Genomic DNA, 21,723 nt, shown 5'->3' with positions numbered 1-21,723 from the left:
GCGTCAGAGCCCGCTACCGCCGACCGAGCCGAAATACTCTCCGGTGATATAGCTCGCTTCATCCGAAGCCAGCAGCACATAGATCGGCGCGATCTCGACCGGCTGGCCGGGGCGGGCCAGCGGCTGCGACTTTCCGTGCTCGGCGGCCTTCTCGGTCGGCTGACCGCCCGAGATCTGCAATGCCGTCCAGTAAGGACCGGGGCAGACCGCATTCACCCGGATCCCGCGCGGCCCGAGCTGCTTGGCCAATGACTGCGCATAGGCCACATTCGCAGCCTTGCTCTGCGCGTAATCGAACAGGATCCCTGCCGGAGAGAAGGCTTGCACCGACGAGGTGATGATGATCGACGCCCCGCTTTCCAGATGCGGCAGCGCTGCCTTGGTGATCCAGAACGGCGCATAGATATTGGTCTTCATCGTCGCATCGAAGGACTCGGTCGTGAGATCGGCGAGATCGTGGCAGAACTGCTGCCGCCCGGCATTGTTCACCAGCACATCCAGCCCGCCCAGACCCGAAACGGCCTGCTCCACCAGCGAGGCACAGAACGCCTCGTCGGTGATGTCGCCCGGTATGGCGATGGCCTTGCGGCCCGCAGCCTCGATTGCGGCGATCACCCGGTCGGCATCTTCCTGTTCCTCGGGCAGATAGTTGATCGCCACATCGGCCCCCTCGCGCGCATAGGCGATGGCCGCCGCAGCCCCGATGCCGCTGTCGCCGCCGGTGATAAGGGCACGCTTTCCAGCCAGTCGCCCTGTCCCGCGATAGCTTTCCTCGCCATGATCCGGGAGCGGGTCCATTTTCGAGGCAAGCCCCGGGAACGCCTGCTCCTGCGCCGGAAAGTCGGGGCGCGGCAAGCGCGGATCGCTCAGCGCGCCGCTGCGGAAAGGTTGGTCGGGGGCGTGGTCGTCAGCCATGAAGATGATCCTTCTAGAAACCATATTCCGTTCAACGACCCCGCCATGCCGGGAGTTTCAGCCCCTGCGAAAGATCAATCCCCGGCCACCCGCATCACGATCTTGCCGATATGGACGCTGCTCTCCATGCGTCGATGCGCCTCGGCCGCCTCGGCCAGATCATACTCGCTGTCGATCAGGATACGCACCCGCCCGGCCTCGATGAGCGGCCAGAGATGGCGGCGCAGCTCGGCCGCGATACGTGCCTTCGCCGCGTCAGATTGGGGCCGCAGCGTCGAGCCGGTCATGGTCAGCCGCCGCGTCATGAGATGGGCGAAATTGATCTCTGCCTTAGGCCCCTGAAGAAAGGCGATCTGGACGAGCCGCCCGTCCATATCCAGCGATTTGAGGTTCTTCTGGATATAATCTCCACCAACCATGTCGAGGATCAGGTCGGCACCGCCCGCCTCGCGCATGACGGCGACGAAATCCTCGTCGCGATAGTTGATCGGCGTGGCACCCAGATCCTTGCAGGCGGCGCATTTCTCATCGGTACCCGCGGTCGCCCAGACCCGCGCGCCCAGCGCCGTCGCCACCTGTATCGCCATCGTGCCGATCCCGGACGAGCCGCCATGCACGAGAAACTTCTCGCCCGCCTGCAAGCCGCCACGCATAACCATATTCGACCAGACGGTGAAGGCGGTTTCGGGCAGTGCCGCCGCCTCGCGCAGTGACATCGTCTTGGGCACCGGCAGCGCGTGGAGATGGTGGCAGGCGACATATTCGGCATAGCCGCCGCCCGGCAGCAGCGCGCAGACCCGGTCGCCGGGCTTCCAGCCGGTGACCCCGCTGCCCACGGCGACGATCTCGCCCGCGCCCTCCAGCCCCGGCAGATCAGAGGCGTTGGGCGGCGGGGCGTAATTGCCCAGACGCTGCGCCACATCGGGGCGGTTCACCCCGGCATATGCCAGCCGGATGACAATCTGGTCATGGCAGGGCATCGGCACCGGACGCTGAACCTCGACCAGCATGTCGGGGCCGCCTGGTTCGGCGATCTCTATCGCGCGCATTGCGTCGGGCAGCGTCATGCCTGTCCTCCCTCATCAGCGGATTTCGGGGCGCGGATCCAGCCGGTCGCCAGATCGGCCAGCATGGTCGCGCCGGGGATCTTCCGAGCGCTGGCCTTCAGCTTTTCGAACCGCATCACCCCGTCGATGCGCCGGTCTATGAAGGCCCGCGTGTCGGCATAACCTTCGGAGTTGTCTCCCAGCCAGTAGAGCACACAGGCCGAATGCACTGCCGAGAGCGTCGCGCGCTTGGAATACCAGTTCACATCCCGCGACGTATCGCCCAGCCCGTCCCAGATCGTATCGGCGGTTTCCCAGACCAGCCTGGCGGCAAGCGGCTGGTTTTGCGGCAGCGCCATCACCGAAGACGCGGCGCGAACCATCTCCTTATCCGTCGCCTCGAGCCGGAACATGATCGCATCGGCAATGCGGTCCCGGATCTTTCCGCCGGGCGCAGTTTCCAACCAGTCGGCAAGCTTGCTGTCGCCGCGCCGGTGCAGCCAGCCCGCCAGATCCGCGCCGCCGCCTGGAAAGAATGCCTCGGCGATATCCGGAGACAGGCCCAGATCTCTCGCGCCCGCGCGCACCGCCTTGATGTTCATCCCGTCGAAGGGCACATGTGTGATGGCTGCCTCGGCAAGCCTGTCGCGTGTGTCGGTCATCGGTTCCTCCGGGCTGGACAAGAGGGCAAAATCGCCCTATATCGTCGCTTCCTGCAATTTCGATCAACTCTAACCTAGGAAGGTGGTGACAACCACATGCAGGTTAACGTTCGCGACAACAACGTCGAACAGGCAATGCGCGCCCTGAAGAAAAAGCTTCAGCGCGAAGGCGTGTTTCGCGAGATGAAGCTTCGGCAGCATTTCGAGAAACCCTCCGTCAAGAAGGCCCGTGAAAAGGCCGAGGCCGTGCGCCGCGCCCGCAAGCTGGCCCGTAAAAAGGCACAGCGCGAAGGCGCTCTGTAAGACAAGCGGACCGATTGAGGTTCAAGACCCCCGCAGGCCCGGCCGGCGGGGGTTTTCCATTCTGCGAGGCAGCTTATCGGCACGCACCGCCTCGGTTCACGTCAAATTTGGATGCAGCACGCCACGCAAGCCTCTATCCTGTCGCGAAATGACGGAGACGGATATGACAAGGCTAACTACGCTTGTCTTCACGGGACTGCTCGCAGCCTGCCAGGCCCCGGCCCTGCCCGAGGCCGAGCGAATCGATGGGATCGACTGGAAGCTGACGCAGCTCAACGGGCTGCCCTTTGCGCAGGATGTCTCGCTGCGGCTCGACGGCGACCGGCTGAGCGGGGTGCTGCCCTGCAACGCCTATTCCGGTGCCCGCGCAGGCACCGCTCCCGCCTTCGGCGCGCAGGAGATCGCGACGACGGAACTGGCCTGCGCCGACCCGGTCCGCCAGCAGGCAGAGGCGGAGTATCTCGCGTTGCTGCCCCGCGCAGAGGTGATCGAACGTGACGGCAGCCGGCTTGTGCTGAGCGGACCCGGCTTGCAGATGATCTTCGAACCCAGAGAGGCACGCGGCGATGAAGTTTTCTGATCTTGTTCTGGCGGGGGGCCTGTTATTGGCGGGATGTGGGCAGACGCCTCCGGGTTTCGAGGGCAGCTATCGGCTGCTCGACATCGACGGCGCGCCGATCCCGGGCAGCGCCACATTGCACATCGCGCAAAACAGCGTGTCGGGACAGGGCCCCTGCAATCTCTATCGCAGCGAGAATGTCTCGGACTGGCCGCAGGTCGATCTCGGGCCCATCGCGATCACCCGCCGCGCCTGCCTTGCCGAAACCGGAGAGGATACGTTTTTCGGCGCGCTGGAACAGACGGCCATCGCGGCGCGTGACGGTCGCATCCTGACGCTTACCGGGCCGGATCACGTGATGAGGTTCCGGGCCGAGTAAGCCGCGCCACCAGCCGGTCGCGCGCCGCGGGCAAGGGCCGCGCGACATGTTCCGCCGCCAGCCAGCGATGCAGAAAATGACCGGTCAGCCGCAACGCATGGCCGAGTTCATCATTGCTGGGCGGACCGCCCAGTATCTTCGGAAGGCGCAGCAGGCGCGGCGCATAATCCCCCGCCGCGGCCGCCGTCACCGCCCGGCCCGTGCTGGGGCTGACATAGCTCAGCCCCTCGGTCGCCCCGCTGAGCGCGCAGCGCGACAGGTCCAGTCCGAAGCCCATCTCGTCCAGCAACAACACTTCCCAGCGGAGATAGTCCTCGGCCCAGTCCGCGCCCGCATCCATCGCATCCCAGAGCGTTTCCGAAGCCTGCGCCAAGCGCGGATGCGGGTCGCGTTCCGGCAGGGCGAAGCGCAGCAGGGCGGCGGTGGCGTTCATGCCGTCAAGCGCCGCCGCGTCGGCCAGAAGACCGGGCCGGGCCCCCGCCGGTTCGGCGGTGAAGGTGCCAAGCTGATCTTCCAGCCGGGCCCGCCACGACAACGCCACGCGATTGCCGGGTTGCAGCATCGCCGCCTTTTTCCGGCTCGCCCCGCCCGGCACGATGCCCGAAACACGCCCCGCATCGAGGCTCAGCACCTCTAACAGCACCGCATGTTCGCCATGCTTGCGACGCGCAATTACCGTGGCTTCGCCGCGCCACTCCATCAGGCGGTGAAATCGGCCGCGCGTGCACCGCTGACACGCATGAGATCGTCAGGAGATATCGCGAACACATGGCGCGGCGTCCCCGCGGCGGCCCAGACCCGTGCGAACTCGGTGAGGCGCGGGTCAAGATAGGCAGCGACCGGCGACAGATGCCCGAGCGGCGCGACACCGCCAATGGCAAAACCCGTCTCGGCCCGGATCAGCGCGGCATCTGCCTTTCCGAGCGGCTCTCCCGCCAGTTCGGCGGCCTTCTTCGCATCGACGCGATTTCCCCCGGCGGTGAGAAAAAGCACGACATGCCCGCTGCTCTCGCCGCGGAAGATGATCGACTTGGCGATCTGGTCCAGCGCGCAGCCCACCGCCGCCGCTGCATCCGCCGCGGTGCGCGTATCGCCCATCTCGCGGATCTCACTGGCAATCCCGGCCTCTCGCAGCGCGGCTTCGACCCTTGCCAAACTCTTGCTCATCACGCACTCCCTTGCTGAACCAAGAGTTAAGGGGGCGCGGATGGCGCAACAAGTCTATACGCTGCTGGTGCAGGTCGGCCGCTCGGAAGGGGACGGGTTGCCCAGACGGGCCACCGGGGCGGGGCTGTTATGCTATGCCTCGGGAAAGGACGAAGACGAAGCGGTCCGCGAGACCGTCGCGATCCTGAAACAGGCCGAGATGGCGCCGCTGGATGTCACCGGCTACGGCACGCTGGAAGAGCGTGAAGCGGAAGGCCACGAAATCGGCGAAGAGGACCGGGCCCTGATGCAGCGCGCCCTCGACGAGAACGCGGTGATCGTCGCGCAAATAGAGCCATTTTTCGCCGATGAGCGACCGCAGCATTGATCGGCGATTTTCCGCCGACGCCCCCGGCGCTGCACCACCCGGTTTTCCTGACAACTGAGCTGCGCTATCGTGCCCGTAAATCACCTTCAAAGGGCAGGGATAAGATGAGCAGAACCATCACCAGATTGACAATTTCGGCGGCCGCGCTGGCCATTCTCAGCGCCTGCGCCACGGCGCCGGTCGGCTCGGTCTCGACCGGGTCCTCGACCACGCCAGAGCCGATCCCCGCCGCCTCGCCGGCCTCCGAGGCCGGGTTGCAGAACTGGATCCAGAATTTCCGCCCGCGCGCCCTGTCCTCGGGCGTCAGCGCCGCGACTTACGACAATGCGATGCGTATCGCTCGCTATAATCCCGAGGTGATCCGGCTGGACCGCAAGCAGGCCGAGTTCAATCGCCCGGTCTGGGAATATCTGGACAGCGCTGCATCGGACAGCCGCACCACCAAGGGCCGCGGACTTGCGCGGACCTATTCCAGCACGCTGAGCCAGATCGAAGGGCGCTATGGCGTTGACCGGAATATCGTCATGGCCATCTGGGGGATGGAATCGAATTTCGGCGGCAATCGCGGCAAGATGCAGATCATCCCCTCTCTGGCGACCCTCGCCTATGACGGGCGGCGTGGCGAAATGTTCTCGAAACAGCTCATTGCGGCGCTGAAGATCATCCAGGCGGGCGATGTGAACCCGTCCGGCATGCTGGGAAGCTGGGCGGGTGCGATGGGGCACACGCAGTTCATGCCGACCTCCTATCTGGAATATGCGGTCGATTTCACCGGCGACGGACGTCGCGACATCTGGTCTGATGACCCGACGGATTCGCTTGCGTCCACGGCGGCCTATCTGAAGCGGTCGGGCTGGGTCACGGGCCTGCCGGCGGTGGTCGAGGTGCGCCTGCCCCAGGGCTTCAACTATGGCCAGACCGGGCGCAGCAACACCAAATCCGGCAGCGCATGGGCCGCGCAGGGCGTGCGCTCGGTCAGCGGGCAGTCGCTTCCGGCAGGCGGGATCATCGCGCCGGCAGGGCGTTCCGGCCCCGCCTTCCTGGTGACGCGCAACTTCATGGCACTGCGGGCCTATAACGCTTCGGACAATTACTCGCTGGGCGTTGCAATGCTGGCCAACCGCATCGGCGGCGGGCCGGGCATCGTCGGCAGTTTCCCCCGCGCGGCCGGGTCGCTGACCCATAATCAGAAGGAAGAGGTGCAGCGTCTGCTGAACCGGCTGGGCTATAATGTCGGCGAGCCGGACGGCGCCATCGGCGAGAACACCATCGCCGGGATCAAGGCGTTCCAGCGCCGCATCGGGGTCGAGCCCGACGGCTATGCGAACACCACCCTGCTCAAGCAGTTGCAGCAGGCGACCTGAGACGAGGCCGGGGGCGCTGCCCCCGGACCCCCGGGATATTTCGATCAGGATGAAGAAAGGCGCAGGAGCAACCCCGCGCCTTTTTTCTGTCCGGGACCGGCAGGTTCAGACGGTCTCTTCCTCTTCGACCGCGCGACCGCCGACCACTCCGAGCGATTTCAGCTTGCGGTGCAGCGCGCTGCGCTCCATCCCGACAAATTGCGCGGTGCGGCTAATATTGCCGCCGAAGCGGTTGATCTGGTTCACCAGATATTCCCGCTCGAACAGCTCACGCGCCTCGCGCAGCGGCAGAGAGGTGATGCGGGGCCCGAGTGTCAGCGTATCGGCACCGCCGCCTTCGGCGCTCTGCCCCTGCAATTCCGTCGGGTTGATGGGACCGCTATCCTCGGCCAAGATCAGCACCCGCTCGATCACGTTGCGCAGCTGGCGGATATTGCCCGGCCAGTCCATCACCTGAAGCGCCGCCGCGCTGTCATCGGAAAGCTCGCGCATCGCGAGACCCTGTTCGTCATGCATCTGCTGCATGAAATGCAGTGCCAGCATCGGGATATCCTCGCGCCGCTCGGCGAGCGAGGGGACCACCAGCGGCACCACGTTCAGCCGGTCGTAGAGCTCTTGCCGGAAGCGACCGGCGGCGATCTCTGCCGTCAGGTCGCGATTGGTCGAAGAGATCACCCTCAGATCGACCCGCACCTTGTCCGAGCCACCGGCGCGGGCGAATTGCTGTTCGGTCAGCACGCGCAGGATCTTGGGTTGGGTGCCCAGGGGCATGTCGGCCACCTCGTCGAAATAGATCACCCCGCCATGCGCCTGTTCCAGCAGCCCCGGCTCGACCCCGCGATCCGGGCTCTCGCGACCGAACAACACCTCTTCCATGCGTTCGGGCTCGATCGTGGCGCAGGGCACGACCACGAAGGGCGCCGCAGCGCGCGGGCTGTGCGAATGGATATAGCGCGCCGCCAGTTCCTTGCCCGCGCCCGGCTCGCCGGTCAGCATCACACGGCCATTGGATTTGGACAGCTTGTCGAGCTGGTCGCGCATCCGTTTGAAGGAAGCCGAGCTCCCCAGCATGTCCGCCGCCTTCACATCGCCGCGGCGAAGCTGAGCGTTCTCACGCCGCAGCCGGTTGGTTTCCATCGCCCGGTTGATGACCACCAGAAGCTGGTCGATATTGAAGGGCTTTTCGATGAAGTCATAGGCACCCTGCCGGATCGCGGCGACGGCGATTTCGATATTGCCGTGCCCCGAGATGATGATGACCGGCACATCGGGGTTGTTGCGCTTGACCTGCTTGAGAATGTCGATCCCGTCCATGCGGCTGTCCTTCAGCCAGATGTCGAGGATCATCAGCGCCGGTTCGGCCTCGTTGAGCGCCCCCACCGCCTCGTCCGAATTGGCTGCGGTGCGGGTCACGAAACCCTCGTCCTGAAGAATATCCGCGATCAGCTCGCGGATGTCCTTTTCGTCGTCAACGATCAGAATGTCGCTCATGTCACGTCCTGCTCTTTGTTTTTGCGTGCGAAGCGCACGGGGTTTCGTTCGCGCGGCAGGCGGATCTCGGCCATAGCGCCGCGCTCGGGGGCGTCGGTCAGGGTCAGACCGCCGCCATGTTCCTCGATGATCTTCTTGACGATGGGCAGGCCGAGCCCGGTGCCGCCGGGTTTCAGCGTCACATAGGGCTCAAACAGCCGCGACCGGTCCTCGGGCAGGCCCGGCCCGTTATCGGCGATGGTGATACCCACCCAATCCGGCCCCTCCTCCATCTCGACGCGGATCGTCGGCTGCCAGCCCTCGGGCGGGGCGTCGCGCATCCCGTCAATCGCTTCCGAGGCATTCTTGAGAAGATTGGTGAAGACCTGCGCCATCATCGTCGGGTCGCAATCGATACGCAGCGGCTTGGCAGGAATGTCCGTGATAAGTTCCGCGTTCACCGCATCCTGTTGCAGCAGCACCGTATCGCGCAGCAACTTGGCGATGTCGGTCTCACGCCGGTCCGGCTCTGGCATCCGGGCAAAGCGCGAGAACTCGTCGATGATCCGGCGCAGATCGTTGGTCTGGCGGATGATGACATCGACATAGGAATCCACCGTCTCGCGTTCGGCCCCCTCGGGCGCGATGCGCGTGAATTTTCGCCGCAACCGCTCGGCCGAAAGCTGGATCGGGGTGAGCGGATTCTTGATCTCATGGGCGACGCGGCGGGCGACATCGCCCCAGGCCGCCATGCGCTGCGCGCTGACCAGATCGGTCACATCGTCGAACGCCACCACATAGCCTTCCAGCCCGCCATCGGCGCGGTGCCGCATCGCCAGCCGGACCAGCAGGCTCTCCATGCGGCCGTCGCGAACCAGCCGGATCTCGTCCTGCACCGACTCGTTGACGGTGCCCGAAAGCCGTTCGAGCAGCGGCGCGAATTCCGGCACCACCTCGCCCAGGGGACGGTCATGGTCGCGCGCGGGATCGACCCCGACCATGCGCATCGCCGAGCGGTTCATGAAATCGACATCGCCTTCCTCATCCAGCCCGATCACCCCCGCCGTGACGCTGGAGAGCACGGAATCGAAAAGCCGCCGCTGTTCTTCACTGCTGCGATGGGTCTCGACAAGCTGCTCGCGCTGTGCCTTGAGCTGGCGGGTCATTCGGTTGAAGCTCTGACCGAGTGTCTGGATCTCATCGCCCGTATCCGGTTCGGGGATCTGCAAGTCCAGATCGCCCTCGCCGACCCGCTCAGACGCTTCGGCGAGCCGTCCGATTGGCCGCGACAGCCGGTCGGCAAACCACAGCGCCAACCACATCGCCGCCGCAATCAGCAGCAGCGCAAAGCCGAGATAGACCAGCGAGAACTCCAGCAGCACCCGGCCCCGGTCCTGTTCCAGCTGGCGGTATTCGCCGATCGTTTCTCGGGTTTCGTCCAGCAGGCCAAGCAGACGCCCGTCCACGTCACGCGCAACATACAGGAAGCGGTCGGCCAGCGGTGGCAGCGCCACGAGCGCGCGGAACGCGTTTTGATTCCAATCTTCGATCAGCACCACCCCGTCGGCGCGGGCAGCGTCGAATTGTTCGGGCGTGGGATCGACATACCAGAAGTCATAGGACCGCTCGCCGCGGGCATGGATCGCCCCCGCGGCGTCGATCACATAGGCCTCGCGCAGACCACGTTGGATACCTGCCTGCTGCTCGGTCAGGATAAGCCGCAGATCGCCGTCTCCGATCAGCGGATCGGCGGCGGCGGCCCGGCGCAGGACCGAGGCGATATAGGTTGCGTCCTCGGTCAGATCCTCGCGATGCTCGGTCTGATAGGCGATCGCGGCGGATTGCGCGTTGGTCACCACCTCGCGGACCCGGTCCGAGAACCAGCCCTCAAGCCCGATATTGATGACCACCCCGGCGAAGAGCGCCACCAGCACGGTCGGCACCATCGCGATCAGCGCGAAGATTCCGACCAGCCGGGCATGCAGCCGCGAACCCGCGCGCACACGGCGCCGCGCGGCGATCATCTGCGCGAGCCGGGTCAACACCATCCCCAGCAGGAACAGCAGATAGACGAAATCGAGCACGAGGATCAGGCCGAGCACCCGCGATCCGCCCGCAATGCCGACGAAAATCAGCGCCGCGACGGTTGCCACGCCCAGCAACACGCCGACCATCACGATGGTCAGCGTCGCCGCCGTGCGCCAGCGGCGCCGCGCCGCCAGCCGGGCCAGCCTGTCGGCCAGCCGCGACGTGCGCATGGATGTCAGGCCGGGTGCTGCCATGGCCTCGCTCTGCTCGGTCTGCGCCGCTTCTTGGCGGCATCTTGTTGCACGGGCGCGACGTTCTGCGCGTCCCTGTGACCGTTTTACATCACCCGGCGGCGGCGTGTCACCTGAATATTCAGATCGCTGAGCTTCTTACGCAGCGTATTGCGGTTGATCCCCAGCAATTCCGCGCAACGAAGCTGGTTTCCGCCGGTCGCGTCGAGGGCGATTTCCAGCAGCGGCACTTCGATCTCGCGCAGGATACGGTCGTAAAGCCCCGGTGGCGGAAGCGCATCGCCATGAAGGTCGAAATAACGTTGAAGATGCTCCGCGACCGACGCGGAAAGCTGCCCCGCCCGGCCCTGACCGCGCCCATTCGTCGAGGCGCGCTGGGGCTCGGCGGTTCCACGCATCGGCGCGGGAAGCCCCGGCATCTCGGTCAGCTCCTCGACGCTGACCGGGCCAGATCCGGTCAGCGCCAGCCGCCGGATCAGATTTTCAAGCTGGCGGACATTGCCCGGATAGTCCTGACCGCGCAGCTCGGCCAGCACGGCGTCGGGCAGCTCGCGCCCGGCGAGCCCCTGCGCCGTGGCGCGCGCCATCAGGTGCCGCGCCAGCGCCGGAAGGTCGTCGCGACGCGCCGCAAGCGGTGGAACCGAAATGGTCGCGCCGGCCAGACGATAGAACAGGTCAGGCCGCAGCCGGCCCTCATCCATGTCCTGCTGCGGATCCGGCCCGCCGGTCGAGATCAGCCGCGGCGCGTCGTTCATCCCGTCAAGCTGCTCCAGAAGCGCCAGCAGCCGGGTCTGCGCCGCGGAATCGAATCCGGCCGGGTTCTCGATCAGCAAGCTGCCGCCACGCGCCGCCTGCACCGCGCCAGACAGCGCTTCCGACGCGCCATCGGCGGGGGTCAGAACCCGCAGCGGCCCCGAGCTACGATCCGAGAAATCATGCAGCGCTCGGGCAATTGTCGATTTGCCGACCCCGGCCTGACCGCTGACCATCACCGGCAGATCCGCGTTCAGCACCTTGGCCACCAGCCGGAACAGCGCCTGCATCGACGGCGCGTGTCCGATCAGCGGCAGCGTGCCCTCCTTGGGGCTTTCGGACGTGCTCAGGTCGGTCGGCGGGCTCTGCGGCACCTGCGGGGTCAGCTCGGCTTGCCGCGGCCGGCGCGACAGCGCGTCGCGCGCGCGGGCCAGCAAATCGGGCAGGTCGAAGGGCTTGGGCAGATAATCGAACACCTCCGCCTCGGTGGCGCGGATGGCGGTGACGATGGTGTTCTGCGCCGAGATCACGATCACCGGCAGCGCCGGGCGTGCGCGGCGGATCGCAGGGATGGTGTCGATCCCGTTGCCGTCCGGCATCATCACATCGGTCACCACCAGATCGCCGCGCCCCTCCTCGACCCATTTCAGCAGTTGCTGGAGGCTCCCAGTGGCATGAACCCGGCACCCCGCGCGTGTCAGCGCCTGGCTCAGCACGGTGCGAATGCTTCGGTCGTCATCGGCGATCAGAATGGTTCCGTCCATAAAATCAAGCCTTTGGTAGAGAAATGCGGAAAACGGTGCGTCCCGGCCGAGACTCGAACCGAAGCCAGCCGCCATGATCCGCGACGATTTTCGACACCAGTGACAGCCCCAGCCCGGTGCCGTTCTCGCGCCCCGACACGAAGGGTTCGAAAATCTGGGCCGAGATCGTCTCTGGGATGCCCGGACCGTCATCTTCGATCTCGATCTGAAGCGGCAGGGCGCGGCCATGAGGGGCATCCGGCGACGGCGACAGCCTTAGCGCCCCGTCATAGAGGCTGCGGATACGGATGCGCCGTCCGCCGGGGCCACGTTGCAGCGCCTCGGCGGCGTTTTTCAGCAGGTTAAGCGCCACCTGTATCAGCTTGTCTCCATCTCCGAGCGCATCGGGCAGCGAGGGATCATAATCTGTCACCAGGTCCAGATCGCGGGCAAATCCCAGCGCCGCCGAGCGCCGCGCGCGCTCGAGCACGTCATGCAGATTGACCGCGCGCAGATTGGGGGCGGTGGTGTCGCCAAAACGCTCGACCTGTTCCAGCAGCGCGACGATCCGGCGGGACTCGACGACGATGAGATCGGTGAGTTCGCGATCCTCCGGCGCGGCGCTCATCGACAAAAGCTGCGCCGCGCCGCGAATCCCGGCCAGCGGGTTCTTGATTTCATGGGCCAGCATCTCGGCCATGCCGACAGCCTGGCGAGCCGCGCGGCGGGCGGCGTGGCCCGGCGCCAAACCCTCGGCAGCATCGGTGGGCGCGATCAGCACCGCGACACCGCCCGCGAGCGCCTCGGGGGCGGGGCCGAGATGCACATCGCCGAAGCGCGGCGCATGCCCGCCCGATCGGTCGCCCAGATCGAAGCGCATTCTCGGCTGACCGACCGGCGCCTGTGTCGCCCGCACGCGCGCGACAAGCGGGTCGAGCGCCGGGGTGATGCGCAGCCGCGCCTCGATCAGCTCCTCGGCCAGCCGGTGCCCGAGCGCCAGCCGCCGCGACAGGTTCAACCATTGCTCGGCAGCATCGTTAAGCCCGACGAGACGCCCCTCCCCGTCCAGCATCAGCCCCGGCAGCGGCAGCGCGTCGAAGCTCGGGCCGAGGATGAAACCGGGCAGGATCGTCATGCGGCGGCTCTTTCCTGCGGTCCGGGACTGTCGGCGAAGATGGCGCGGATCAGCCGCAGCGTTTCGGCGGCGCTTGCGGCGCGAAACAGCTCTGGCTTGCCGGCCGCCACGCCATTGGCATCGGCATACCAGCCAAGATGCTTGCGCGCGACGCGCAGCCCCGGATCGGTCCCGTAAAATCCGATCATGTCCTCGTAATGTGCAGCTACCAGATCGGCCAGCGCCGCGCCGCGCGGGATCTCGGGTGCGGGGGTGCCGTGCAGGGCATGGGCGATCTCTGCCAGCTTCCAGGGCGCGCCCTGCGCGCCACGCCCGATCATCACCGCGTCCGCGCCCGATTGCGCCAGCGCCGCCAAAGCCGAGTCCGCATCGACGATATCGCCATTGGCGACCAGCGGAGGCCGGCCAGGCAGATTGGCCACACCGCGGATTGCCGCCCAGTCGGCCCGCCCCTTGTAGAACTGGGCGCGGGTGCGCCCATGCACGGTCAGCATCCGCACCCCGGCATCGCGGGCGCGCGCCGACAAATCGGCCGCGTTCAGGCAGGCATCGTCCCAGCCGAGCCGCATCTTCAGCGTGACCGGCAGATCGACCGCGCCGACCACCGCGTCGATCAGGCTCAGCGCGTGATCCAGATCCCGCATCAGCGCCGCGCCGGACAGACCGCCCGTCACTTTTTTCGCCGGACAGCCCATATTGATGTCGATGATCCTCGCCCCCATCCCGGCGACGATCCGCGCCGTTTCGGCCATCGGCGCGGGCTCGCGGCCGGCAATCTGGACAGAGACCGGCGTCGCCCCCTCGGTCAGCGCCTTGGCCCGCACCGAGGCGCGGGGCGAGGGGCGCGTCGTCACCATCTCGCTCGACGCGACCATCTCGCTGACCACCAGACCCGCGCCGAACCGCGCCACCGCCCGGCGGAACGGCAGATCGGTGATCCCGGCCATCGGCGCGAGAAACACCGGTATGTCGATCGTCACCTGACCGAGCCGGATCGGATCGTGGCAAATCGGGGTCATCCTGGTCTCCATCACGTCAAAAGGCCGCGCCGCTGCGGCTTTTTCAATCAGCCCACGCGCACAGCCGCCTTGCGCACCGAGGTCGTTGCTCAACAAATAGGCAAATATCCGGCATCTGACCACAGGCAAGGCACAGCCCGCACCGTGTCGCTGCGGCGTCGGAGCCGGGTGCGGGTCGCTGCTGTTGGCGGGAAGCTTGCCGCGCAGTGCCGGATTAAGCTATGGCAGGCGAAAGAGCCAAGACCTAAGAACGCTCCGGAACTCTAACGAAGGACAGAGAGATGAAACTTCGCTTCGCCCTGGCGCTTTTGCCGCTCGCGCTCGCCGCCTGCGACGAACAGGCCATGCAGGATCTGCGCATGCCCTGGGATCAGCCGCTCGACGCCACGCCCGATCCGCAGGCCGAGGCCGAGGCAGAACCCGTCGATCCGATGCAGCGCCCCTTCAACGCGCCGGAAGTGTCGCCGACCCAGGTGCCGATCGAGGTCGAAGGCAATCGCAGCGCCGTCGCCACCGCGGAATCGCAGACGCTCAACACCGCTGCCTTCTTCGCGCGCGGGAACGAGCCGTTCTGGCGCGTCGATGTCGCCAACGGAACCGCGAAATATGCCACGCCGGAAAACCAGTCGGGTCGCAATATCGCCGTCAACCGGCTCGTCTACCGTCAGGGCGTTGAATATGTGGGCGAGCTGAATGGCGGGCCGTTTTCGCTAAATATCCGCAGCGTGAACTGCACCGACACCATGTCGGGCGAGGCCTTCCCGATGACCGCCACGCTCCGCGTCGGCGCGCGCCGGCTTCAGGGCTGCGCCGGCCCCGCCCAGGCCGCGCCCGCTGCGTCCGCCGATGCGCCCGCGCCGCGTCCGGATCAGAGCTGAGCCGAACCGGGCCGCCTCGTGCTGCTGCATGTCGGTCGGGCGCGCGCGGCCCGGCCGGACATAAGCGCAACAGCCTCGGCTTTCCGCCCGAGAAAATGCCCGCCCGCCATTGGCCCCGCGTCCTGCCCCGCCTATAGTCGCCGCAATCTATTGCCGAGGACCATCATCCATGCGCCGCCGTTTCCGTCCGCTGCTTCTGACTTCCACCGCTCTTCTGACGGCCTCCGTATCCGCCCTTGGCGGGGCCGGGCCGACCAGCGGGCAGACGCTGAACACCTATGGCATGCCCGGCGCGATCGACACGCCGAGCGCCGTCGCCCCCCCCGAGGGTGAGCTTGCCGCGACGGTCAGCCGCAGCGATTTCGGTCGCCGCGTCACCCTGTCCTTCCAGCCCAAGCCGCGCCTGACCACGGCGCTGCGCTATTCGCGGATCGAGGGGATCGACCCAAAACGCGACGCGCTGAAGGATCGCAGCTTCGACGTGCAGTATCAGCTTCTGACCGAGGCAGATGGCTGGCAGCCCTCGGTCGCCATAGGCCTGCGCGACTTCATGGGGACCGGCGTCTATTCCGGCGAATATTTCGTCGCCACCAAGACCGTCTCGCCGCGGCTGCGCGTCAGCGGCGGTCTCGGCTGGGGGCGGCTTGCCGGGGACTGGCGGCGCACCGATTACGAGGATGAGGGCGGACGACCCAATATCGACGACTGGTTTACCGGCTCGGTCAAACCCTTCGCGTCGGTCGAATGGATGGCAACGGACCGGCTGTCCGTGCTCGCCGAATATTCGCATGACGACTATCAGCCCGAGGTCGAGGGCGGCGGCGCGGATGAGCCGGAGTCGAAGTTTAATCTCGGTGTCAATTACCGGATCGGCGATGTCTATCAGATCGGCGCCTATACGATTGGCAGCGATGTGATCGGCATTCGCGGCTCGGTCGCGCTGAATGCACGGGAATCGCAATATCCCTCTGGGCTGGAACCCGCCCCCGCGCCGGTCCGCCCGCGTCCGGCGCCCTCCGCCGATCCGGACGGATGGTCCGGCGCCTGGACCGCCGACGCCACAGCGCAGCCGGTGATCCAGAACGCGCTCAGCAAGGCGCTCGCCAATGAGGGGCAGACCCTTGAGTCCATGGCGCTTTCGGCCAATCGCGCCGAGATCCGCATCCGCAACAACCGCTATAACCTGCAATCCGAGGCCATCGGGCGCAGCGCGCGGCTGATGACGCGCGCCCTGCCGCCTTCGGTCGAGACCTTCGTGATCACCTCGGTCGAAAACGGCATGCCGGCCTCGTCTGTGGTGCTGCAACGCTCGGATATCGAGCGGCTGGAGAACACCGCCTCTGCCCGCATCGCGCAAGAGGCGCAGATCGTGAATGCCGATCCGCGACCGGGCGGTCTGGTCATGACCGAGGGGCTCTATCCGAAATTCTCCTGGAGCCTGCGGCCCTATCTGAATATCGGCCTCTGGGACCCCGACGAATCCTGGCGCTACGAAGTCGGCGGTGAGGTTCGGGCCCGCTATGAACCGCTGCCCGGTCTGGTGCTGTCCGGCGCGCTGCGTCAACGCGCCTTCGGTTCTGCCGATCAGGAGGCCCCGGACGAGCTGACCCCCGAGGAATATCTCGCCGATGGCAGCGACACCAACAAGAACGGCGTGCCGCGAGTGCGCTCGGACGGGCGGATGTATTCGGGCAATAGCGACCCGCATATTCCGGAACTGACCCTGTCCTGGTTCGCCAAGCCGACGCCGACCACCTATACGCGGGTGACCTTCGGCCTGCTGGAACGCGCCTATGGCGGCGTCTCGGCCGAAGCGCTGTGGAAGCCGGTGGACAGCCGTCTGGCGCTCGGCGCCGAGATCAACCGGGTGCGCAAGCGCGATTTCGACCAGCTGCTCGACTTCCGCGACTACGAAGTGACCACCGGCCATGTCTCGGCCTATTACGATTTCGGTCAGGGGGTCTGGGGCCAGATCGACGCGGGCAAATATCTTGCCGGCGATGTCGGGGCCACCGTCGCTCTGAACCGCGAATTCGAAAATGGCTGGCGCATCGGCGCCTATGTCACCAAGACCGATATGAGCACCGAGGATTTCGGCGAAGGCTCCTTTGACAAAGGCGTGGTCATGTCGATCCCGCTCAGCTGGGCCACCGGAACCCCGTCCAAGAAACGCGCGGTCAGCGATGTGCGGTCGCTCTCGCGCGATGGCGGCGCAAGGCTGCGTGTGGATGGCCGGCTCTATGAGGCTGTCCGCGACAGCCATACCGGGGAACTTTACGACGGATGGGGGAAATTCTGGCGATGAACGGCGTGATGAAACCTGCGGCGATGCTTGCGGCGGCAGTGTCGCTGCTGACCGGCTGCGGCTCTTCTGACGAAAGCAACGAGACCATCCTCGGCCAGCTGAGCCAGACCGCGGCCCCGGCGATCGCCCGCGTGACCGGGCGTGGCGAGGCTGCCGAAGCTGCGCCGCAGCTCAGCCCCGAAGAGATGGCGGCCCGCGCGCTGGCGGCGAACCCGAACCCGCTGATCCTTGTCAATCTCGAAAGCGCCGGCACCACTCAGGTGATGGCGATGGTGGGCGAGAATAACGGGATGCGCACCTATATGACCCCGAATGAGCAGGCGCTCATCATGCGCGGCGGGATGCTGGTGGGCACCAAGGGGCTTGGCAACGATCTCTCGGTGGCGGAGGTTGCGAACAGCGCCGCGCTGATCCGCGCCCGTCGCTCGGGTCAGGCCAGCCGGATCAACCGCTATATCGGCGGCGACAGCGTCGAGCGTCCGCTGCCCATGCAATGCAGCATCGCCACCGGGCAGGGCCAGAGCTTTGCGCTTGGCGGAGCCAGCATGTCTGCGACGCAGATCGTCGAAAGCTGCGATGCAAGCGGTGTCGAGGTGCAGAACAGCTATCTGGTCACCGCCTCGGGCCAGATCCCCGTCTCGCGGCAATGGATCGGCCCGGAGCTGGGCTATGTGACCATCCAGACGATCCGCCCCTGACGGATCGCGTCTATTCTGACGGCAAACGCCCGGCCTGAACTGGCCGGGCGTTTTGCTTTGCAGGACACCGCGCTTGCCGCAGTGGTGCCCGTGTCCGGAATAGCGATGCGAGGCCCCGCAACGGAAAAGGGCTGGCGCAGCGGCCAGCCCTTCCGAAATCAAGTCCTTGCGGACGAAGATTACGAGTCGTCGTCGTCCGAAGCGACTGCGGCGATGACGCCGAGCAGCAGCAGGGCCGGGACAACGAGGCCAGCGTTCGAGGAAGCCGGCTCAGCGGCGTCGACGACAACCGGCTCGACTTCAACGACGGGCTCAACATAGCCGCCGGCCAGAGCCGAGGAAGCGGTCAGGCCGAGGGCCGCAGCGAAGGTAGCAAATTTGGTCATGATCATGCTCCGTTTGGTCTTGTGAAAGCTGCCAATTACAGCAGCATCGGGGCGACAGTCTCACAAACTGCTTGGCTTTGAAAGTCGGATTAATTCAAATCCCCAGCGGGTTTGCCTCAACTGTTGCATATTTCACAACACCCCCCAAAGGCCCTGGTTCCGGCCGCTGCGGGGCCATCCGTCGGGGATGTGACAATTATGCCGAACTCCGCCGAAATGGCAGCAGGCACAGGAAGAACAGCGCCGCTGCAGCAATGATCGAGGGCCCTGCCGGGGTGTCGGCCTGCAGGCTCGCTGCCAGACCTGCCGCAACGGAAGCCAGCCCGATCAGCACCGAAATCACGGCCATGTGTTCCGGGCTACGGGCGATTCCACGGGCGCTCGCGGCGGGAATCACCAGCAGAGCCGACACCAGAAGCGCCCCCACAACCCGAATCGCGACCGCCACGGTGACCGCCATAGCCAATGTCAGGATCAGCCGCTCGCGTGCGGGGTCTATCCCCGACGCCATCGCCAGTTCGTCATTCACCGTCGCCGTCACCATCGCCTGCCAGCGCCAGACCAGCAGCGCCAGCACGAAACCGGCACCGGCCCAGACCCAGATCAGATCGGCGCGCTGCACGGTTAGAATATCGCCGAACAGCCAGCCATTCAGATCGTTGCGCAACCCCGGCACAAAGCTCGCCGCGACCAGCCCCGCCGCCAGAGCGCCATGCGCCAGCACCCCCAGCGCCGTGTCCACCGCCTCGCCGCGCCCGGCCAGATGCGCCACCAGCCACCCCATCACGAGCACCACCCCGAGCGTCCCGAGATAGACCGGCGCCCCGAAGCCGAGGCTCAGCGCCACGCCGAGGATCGCTGCATGGGCGGTCGCGTCGCCGAAATAGGCCATGCGCCGCCAGACCACGAAACAGCCCAGCGGCCCCGCGGCCAGCACCAGGCCGAACCCGGCAATCGCGGCACGCACCAGAAAATCGTCAAGCATGGTGATGTGCCCCGCGATGATGCCGCTCGCCCTGTGTGTCGTCGTGATGGTGATCGTGGTCATGCCGATACAGCGCCAGCGTCTGCGCCGAATCCGCGCCAAACAGCGCCTGATATTCCGGCGCGGCGCTGACATGCTCCGGCGTGCCATGGCAGCAGACATGACCGTTGAGACAGATTACCTGATTCGAGGCCCGCATCACCACCAGCAGATCGTGGCTGACCATCAGCACCGCTGCGCCGGATTCCGCCCGGATCTCTTCCAGCAGCCGATAGAACGCCACGATCCCCGGCTGATCCAGCCCCTGCGTCGGCTCATCCAGCACCAGAAGCCCAGGCTTATGCAGCAGCGCGCGGGCCAGCAGCACCCGCTGGAACTGCCCGCCCGAGAGCCGGGTGATCTCGCGCCGTTCCAGCCCCGCCACGCCGGTGCGCGACAGCGCCGCGGCGGCCTCGGCATCGCCAACACGGCGCGGCAGCGACAGGAAGCGCCGCACGCTCAACGGGATGCGGTCGTCAATATGGACCCGCTGCGGGACATAGCCGATGCGCAGCCCGTCCGCGCGCCGCACCTCCCCTGCCGCTATCGCCACATGGCCCAGCACCGCACGCACCAGCGTCGACTTGCCTGAACCGTTCGGCCCGACCACCGTCACGATCTCTGCGGCGCGGATGGTGAAATCCACAGCGCGCAGGATCGGCCCGGTTGCCCCGCGATGGCGCACGGTCAGCCCGCGCGCCGCGATCAGAGTATTGCCGCTCATGCCGCGCCCGCCTCGTCCTGCGCACATCGCGCACAAAGCCCGAGCGCCTCGATCGTCGCGCGCTCGACCGCGAAGCCGGCCTCCGCCGCGCGTCCGGTCAGATCGCCACGCAGCGAGGCGGCATCCATTTCAGCCACTTTCTGACAGCTTCGGCAGATCAGAAAAGCCGGGGCCTCGCCATCGTCATGCCGCCCGACACAGGCGGTAAAGGCATTCAGCCGCTGGATGCGATGGGCCAGCCCATGCTCGACGAGAAAATCCAGCGCCCGATATGCGACCGGAGGCTGCTTGCCCAGACCCTCCGCCGCCAGCCGCTCAAGCACGTCATAGGCGCCCATTGCACGATGCTGCTCCAGCAGGATCTCCAGCACCCGGCGGCGCACCGGGGTCAGGCGCAAAGATTGCTCCGCCGCAAGCCGGTCGGCGCGGGCCATTGCCGCATCGGCGCAGGCATGATGATCGTGGCGTTCAAACACTCTGCTCATGTGATACTATAACATTCCACTTGACGTGTTACGTTATTACATACAGTTTTCCGCGGCATTCTCAAGAAGGAGCTCCGATGAATCCGCGTCCCGCCCGCCTCGTCTTTCTTGCCGCCCCCCTCGCGCTCATGCTGGCGGCACCCGCCGCCGCCGCGCCGCCTGCTTTGGTGACCGACAGCCCGGTCACGGCAGCGCTCGCGCAACAGGTGATCGGCGATCTGGGCGAGGCAACGACGCTTCTCGACCGCAATGCCGATCCCCATGATTTCCAGTTTCGCCCCAGCCAGGCGCGGCAACTGCAAGAGGCCGGGTTGTTGATCTGGGTCGGACCCGAACTGACCCCATGGCTTTCCGAAGCCGCCGGGCAGCTCGACGAATCGCGCCGGTTGACCCTGCTCCACCTCCCCGAAACAGCCACGCGGGACTTCGCCGCCGGCCACGACCACGAGGGCCATGCGCATGTCGATCACGATCACGGCGACGAAGATGCTTCCGCCGAAACAGGCGAAACAATGCTCGACCCGCATGCCTGGCTCGACCCGGATAACGGCGCGGCATGGGTTGGCGCCATTGCCGAACGTCTTTCGGCGCTCGACCCCGAAAACGCCGCAACCTATCGGGAAAATGCCGGTGCCGCGCAGCAGCGCATCGCCCGTCTCGACGCCACGCTGACCGAGCGTCTCGCCGCCCTGCCCGCGCGGCCCTTCGTAACCGGCCATGACGCCTATGGCTATTTCACGAAGCATTTCGGCCTGCCCGACGCGATCCCCGTCGCGCTTGGCGATGCAACGGCACCCTCTGCCGCGCGGCTGACCAGGATTCGCGACGAAATCGCCGCCTCGGGCGCGGTCTGTGCATTCCCCGAAATGGCCCAGTCGCCGCGCCTGCTGGCCACCGCCATCGAGGGCACCGGCCTGCGCATGGGCGAGCTGCTCTCGCCAAACGGAGCCGAAAGAAAATCGGGATCAAATGCTTACGATGATCTTCTCACCGGGCTGGCTGAGCGGATCATCGCCTGTGAAACAGAGGAAAATTAATTTCCGACAAAAATACTTTGACCCT

The 21,723-nt window shown here is 66.2% G+C and carries 23 protein-coding genes; 9 read left to right on the top strand and 14 right to left on the bottom strand.

The features are described 5' to 3' along the window. Nucleotides 1–3 precede the first annotated feature (3 nt). The 3 genes from PAF18_RS01585 to PAF18_RS01575 all read right to left on the bottom strand — a co-directional run bounded on the left by PAF18_RS01585 (nt 4) and on the right by PAF18_RS01575 (nt 2,623). Nucleotides 4–915, bottom strand: a complete 912-nt coding sequence (locus PAF18_RS01585) for an SDR family oxidoreductase (RefSeq protein ID WP_271116896.1) — start codon at nt 913–915, stop codon at nt 4–6. A 74-nt stretch (nt 916–989) separates the two neighbouring features. Then, complete coding sequence (locus tag PAF18_RS01580) at nt 990–1,982, bottom strand: NAD(P)H-quinone oxidoreductase (RefSeq protein ID WP_271116895.1); 993 nt, start codon at nt 1,980–1,982, stop codon at nt 990–992. Beyond that, entirely contained in the window at nt 1,979–2,623 is a 645-nt protein-coding gene (locus tag PAF18_RS01575; protein WP_271116894.1) for a COQ9 family protein, read from the bottom strand. Before PAF18_RS01575 ends, PAF18_RS01580 begins: the two co-directional genes overlap by 4 nt. 96 nt (nt 2,624–2,719) lie before the next feature. Between PAF18_RS01575 and rpsU the strand changes: the two genes are divergently transcribed. The 3 genes from rpsU (at nt 2,720) to PAF18_RS01560 (ending at nt 3,864) form a co-directional block, all read left to right on the top strand. Continuing rightward, entirely contained in the window at nt 2,720–2,926 is a 207-nt protein-coding gene (gene rpsU, locus PAF18_RS01570) for a 30S ribosomal protein S21 (RefSeq protein WP_090524370.1), read from the top strand. Nucleotides 2,927–3,089: 163 nt separating this feature from the next. Beyond that, nucleotides 3,090–3,506 (top strand): META domain-containing protein, encoded by a 417-nt coding sequence (locus PAF18_RS01565; protein WP_271116893.1) that lies wholly within the window; start codon nt 3,090–3,092, stop codon nt 3,504–3,506. Further along, on the top strand, nt 3,493–3,864 hold the full coding sequence (locus PAF18_RS01560; protein WP_271116892.1) for an META domain-containing protein: 372 nt from the start codon (nt 3,493–3,495) through the stop codon (nt 3,862–3,864). Before PAF18_RS01565 ends, PAF18_RS01560 begins: the two co-directional genes overlap by 14 nt. Here the strand turns inward: PAF18_RS01560 and recO are convergent. Together recO and PAF18_RS01550 are read right to left on the bottom strand one after the other, a co-directional pair. After that, nucleotides 3,824–4,564, bottom strand: a complete 741-nt coding sequence (gene recO / locus PAF18_RS01555) for a DNA repair protein RecO (protein WP_271116891.1) — start codon at nt 4,562–4,564, stop codon at nt 3,824–3,826. The two genes, PAF18_RS01560 and recO, sit on opposite strands and share 41 nt — an antisense overlap. Further along, a complete protein-coding gene (locus PAF18_RS01550) occupies nt 4,564–5,031 on the bottom strand; it encodes a YbaK/EbsC family protein (RefSeq protein ID WP_271116890.1) in 468 nt (155 codons plus the stop codon). Before PAF18_RS01550 ends, recO begins: the two co-directional genes overlap by 1 nt. Nucleotides 5,032–5,071: 40 nt before the next feature. On the opposite strand from PAF18_RS01550, the gene PAF18_RS01545 reads away from it, so the two are divergent. Beyond that, complete coding sequence (locus tag PAF18_RS01545) at nt 5,072–5,398, top strand: DUF8846 family protein (RefSeq protein ID WP_271116889.1); 327 nt, start codon at nt 5,072–5,074, stop codon at nt 5,396–5,398. 104 nt (nt 5,399–5,502) lie between these two features. Continuing rightward, nucleotides 5,503–6,762 (top strand): lytic murein transglycosylase, encoded by a 1,260-nt coding sequence (locus tag PAF18_RS01540; RefSeq protein ID WP_271116888.1) that lies wholly within the window; start codon nt 5,503–5,505, stop codon nt 6,760–6,762. Between the two features lie 105 nt (nt 6,763–6,867). Here PAF18_RS01540 and ntrX read toward each other — a convergent pair whose 3' ends face one another. The 5 genes from ntrX to dusB all read right to left on the bottom strand — a co-directional run bounded on the left by ntrX (nt 6,868) and on the right by dusB (nt 14,173). After that, complete coding sequence (gene ntrX / locus PAF18_RS01535) at nt 6,868–8,253, bottom strand: nitrogen assimilation response regulator NtrX (protein WP_271116887.1); 1,386 nt, start codon at nt 8,251–8,253, stop codon at nt 6,868–6,870. Beyond that, nucleotides 8,250–10,514, bottom strand: coding sequence for a sensor histidine kinase NtrY-like (locus PAF18_RS01530; protein ID WP_353620672.1), 2,265 nt, complete (start codon nt 10,512–10,514; stop codon nt 8,250–8,252). Before PAF18_RS01530 ends, ntrX begins: the two co-directional genes overlap by 4 nt. A gap of 83 nt (nt 10,515–10,597) precedes the next feature. Beyond that, nucleotides 10,598–12,028 carry a response regulator gene (locus tag PAF18_RS01525; RefSeq protein ID WP_271116886.1) on the bottom strand — a complete coding sequence of 477 codons (1,431 nt, stop codon included), beginning with the start codon at nt 12,026–12,028 and terminating at the stop codon, nt 10,598–10,600. Between the two features lie 4 nt (nt 12,029–12,032). After that, entirely contained in the window at nt 12,033–13,142 is a 1,110-nt protein-coding gene (locus tag PAF18_RS01520) for a two-component system sensor histidine kinase NtrB (protein WP_271116885.1), read from the bottom strand. Next, nucleotides 13,139–14,173, bottom strand: coding sequence for a tRNA dihydrouridine synthase DusB (gene dusB / locus PAF18_RS01515; RefSeq protein WP_434802234.1), 1,035 nt, complete (start codon nt 14,171–14,173; stop codon nt 13,139–13,141). The genes PAF18_RS01520 and dusB overlap by 4 nt, the downstream gene beginning before the upstream one ends. A gap of 269 nt (nt 14,174–14,442) precedes the next feature. On the opposite strand from dusB, the gene PAF18_RS01510 reads away from it, so the two are divergent. From PAF18_RS01510 to PAF18_RS01500, 3 genes are all read left to right on the top strand, one after another. Further along, complete coding sequence (locus PAF18_RS01510) at nt 14,443–15,039, top strand: COG3650 family protein (RefSeq protein WP_271116884.1); 597 nt, start codon at nt 14,443–14,445, stop codon at nt 15,037–15,039. 169 nt (nt 15,040–15,208) lie between these two features. Continuing rightward, the gene (locus PAF18_RS01505; RefSeq protein WP_271116883.1) at nt 15,209–17,344 is read left to right on the top strand and encodes a YjbH domain-containing protein; all 2,136 of its coding nucleotides are present in this window, start codon (nt 15,209–15,211) and stop codon (nt 17,342–17,344) included. Then, nucleotides 17,323–18,042: a YjbF family lipoprotein gene (locus tag PAF18_RS01500; RefSeq protein ID WP_271116882.1), complete on the top strand. Its 720-nt coding sequence runs from the start codon at nt 17,323–17,325 to the stop codon at nt 18,040–18,042. Before PAF18_RS01505 ends, PAF18_RS01500 begins: the two co-directional genes overlap by 22 nt. Before the next feature lie 179 nt (nt 18,043–18,221). On the opposite strand, the gene PAF18_RS01495 is transcribed toward PAF18_RS01500, so the two are convergent. The 4 genes from PAF18_RS01495 to PAF18_RS01480 form a co-directional block, all read right to left on the bottom strand. After that, entirely contained in the window at nt 18,222–18,428 is a 207-nt protein-coding gene (locus PAF18_RS01495; protein WP_434802233.1) for a hypothetical protein, read from the bottom strand. Nucleotides 18,429–18,624: 196 nt separating this feature from the next. Next, a complete protein-coding gene (locus PAF18_RS01490; RefSeq protein ID WP_271118169.1) occupies nt 18,625–19,413 on the bottom strand; it encodes an iron chelate uptake ABC transporter family permease subunit in 789 nt (262 codons plus the stop codon). After that, nucleotides 19,406–20,176 (bottom strand): metal ABC transporter ATP-binding protein, encoded by a 771-nt coding sequence (locus PAF18_RS01485; protein WP_271116880.1) that lies wholly within the window; start codon nt 20,174–20,176, stop codon nt 19,406–19,408. The genes PAF18_RS01490 and PAF18_RS01485 overlap by 8 nt, the downstream gene beginning before the upstream one ends. Next, complete coding sequence (locus PAF18_RS01480; protein ID WP_271116879.1) at nt 20,173–20,661, bottom strand: Fur family transcriptional regulator; 489 nt, start codon at nt 20,659–20,661, stop codon at nt 20,173–20,175. The genes PAF18_RS01485 and PAF18_RS01480 overlap by 4 nt, the downstream gene beginning before the upstream one ends. Before the next feature lie 77 nt (nt 20,662–20,738). Here PAF18_RS01480 and PAF18_RS01475 point away from each other — a divergent pair, with 77 nt between their 5' ends. Then, the gene (locus PAF18_RS01475) at nt 20,739–21,698 is read left to right on the top strand and encodes a zinc ABC transporter substrate-binding protein (protein WP_271116878.1); all 960 of its coding nucleotides are present in this window, start codon (nt 20,739–20,741) and stop codon (nt 21,696–21,698) included. Nucleotides 21,699–21,723 lie beyond the last annotated feature (25 nt).

This window comes from Paracoccus sediminicola (assembly GCF_027912835.1).
Lineage (GTDB): Bacteria > Pseudomonadota > Alphaproteobacteria > Rhodobacterales > Rhodobacteraceae > Paracoccus > Paracoccus sediminicola.
Note: the sequence above shows the minus strand (reverse complement) of the source record. Positions and strands in the feature narration are given on the sequence as shown.

What these genes read in the sequence shown, in the direction of transcription:
- ntrX (WP_271116887.1), bottom strand. Translation starts at nt 8,253, where the DNA reads ATGAGCGACATTCTGATCGTTGACGACGAAAAGGACATCCGCGAGCTG.
- PAF18_RS01540 (WP_271116888.1), top strand. Translation starts at nt 5,503, where the DNA reads ATGAGCAGAACCATCACCAGATTGACAATTTCGGCGGCCGCGCTGGCC.
- PAF18_RS01505 (WP_271116883.1), top strand. Translation starts at nt 15,209, where the DNA reads ATGCGCCGCCGTTTCCGTCCGCTGCTTCTGACTTCCACCGCTCTTCTG.
- PAF18_RS01530 (WP_353620672.1), bottom strand. Translation starts at nt 10,514, where the DNA reads ATGGCAGCACCCGGCCTGACATCCATGCGCACGTCGCGGCTGGCCGAC.
- PAF18_RS01565 (WP_271116893.1), top strand. Translation starts at nt 3,090, where the DNA reads ATGACAAGGCTAACTACGCTTGTCTTCACGGGACTGCTCGCAGCCTGC.
- PAF18_RS01475 (WP_271116878.1), top strand. Translation starts at nt 20,739, where the DNA reads ATGAATCCGCGTCCCGCCCGCCTCGTCTTTCTTGCCGCCCCCCTCGCG.
- PAF18_RS01575 (WP_271116894.1), bottom strand. Translation starts at nt 2,623, where the DNA reads ATGACCGACACACGCGACAGGCTTGCCGAGGCAGCCATCACACATGTG.
- PAF18_RS01520 (WP_271116885.1), bottom strand. Translation starts at nt 13,142, where the DNA reads ATGACGATCCTGCCCGGTTTCATCCTCGGCCCGAGCTTCGACGCGCTG.
- PAF18_RS01480 (WP_271116879.1), bottom strand. Translation starts at nt 20,661, where the DNA reads ATGAGCAGAGTGTTTGAACGCCACGATCATCATGCCTGCGCCGATGCG.
- rpsU (WP_090524370.1), top strand. Translation starts at nt 2,720, where the DNA reads ATGCAGGTTAACGTTCGCGACAACAACGTCGAACAGGCAATGCGCGCC.
- PAF18_RS01580 (WP_271116895.1), bottom strand. Translation starts at nt 1,982, where the DNA reads ATGACGCTGCCCGACGCAATGCGCGCGATAGAGATCGCCGAACCAGGC.
- PAF18_RS01510 (WP_271116884.1), top strand. Translation starts at nt 14,443, where the DNA reads ATGAAACTTCGCTTCGCCCTGGCGCTTTTGCCGCTCGCGCTCGCCGCC.
- PAF18_RS01550 (WP_271116890.1), bottom strand. Translation starts at nt 5,031, where the DNA reads ATGAGCAAGAGTTTGGCAAGGGTCGAAGCCGCGCTGCGAGAGGCCGGG.
- PAF18_RS01525 (WP_271116886.1), bottom strand. Translation starts at nt 12,028, where the DNA reads ATGGACGGAACCATTCTGATCGCCGATGACGACCGAAGCATTCGCACC.
- PAF18_RS01495 (WP_434802233.1), bottom strand. Translation starts at nt 18,428, where the DNA reads ATGACCAAATTTGCTACCTTCGCTGCGGCCCTCGGCCTGACCGCTTCC.
- PAF18_RS01560 (WP_271116892.1), top strand. Translation starts at nt 3,493, where the DNA reads ATGAAGTTTTCTGATCTTGTTCTGGCGGGGGGCCTGTTATTGGCGGGA.
- PAF18_RS01585 (WP_271116896.1), bottom strand. Translation starts at nt 915, where the DNA reads ATGGCTGACGACCACGCCCCCGACCAACCTTTCCGCAGCGGCGCGCTG.
- PAF18_RS01485 (WP_271116880.1), bottom strand. Translation starts at nt 20,176, where the DNA reads ATGAGCGGCAATACTCTGATCGCGGCGCGCGGGCTGACCGTGCGCCAT.
- dusB (WP_434802234.1), bottom strand. Translation starts at nt 14,173, where the DNA reads ATGGAGACCAGGATGACCCCGATTTGCCACGATCCGATCCGGCTCGGT.
- recO (WP_271116891.1), bottom strand. Translation starts at nt 4,564, where the DNA reads ATGGAGTGGCGCGGCGAAGCCACGGTAATTGCGCGTCGCAAGCATGGC.
- PAF18_RS01490 (WP_271118169.1), bottom strand. Translation starts at nt 19,413, where the DNA reads ATGCTTGACGATTTTCTGGTGCGTGCCGCGATTGCCGGGTTCGGCCTG.
- PAF18_RS01545 (WP_271116889.1), top strand. Translation starts at nt 5,072, where the DNA reads ATGGCGCAACAAGTCTATACGCTGCTGGTGCAGGTCGGCCGCTCGGAA.
- PAF18_RS01500 (WP_271116882.1), top strand. Translation starts at nt 17,323, where the DNA reads ATGGGGGAAATTCTGGCGATGAACGGCGTGATGAAACCTGCGGCGATG.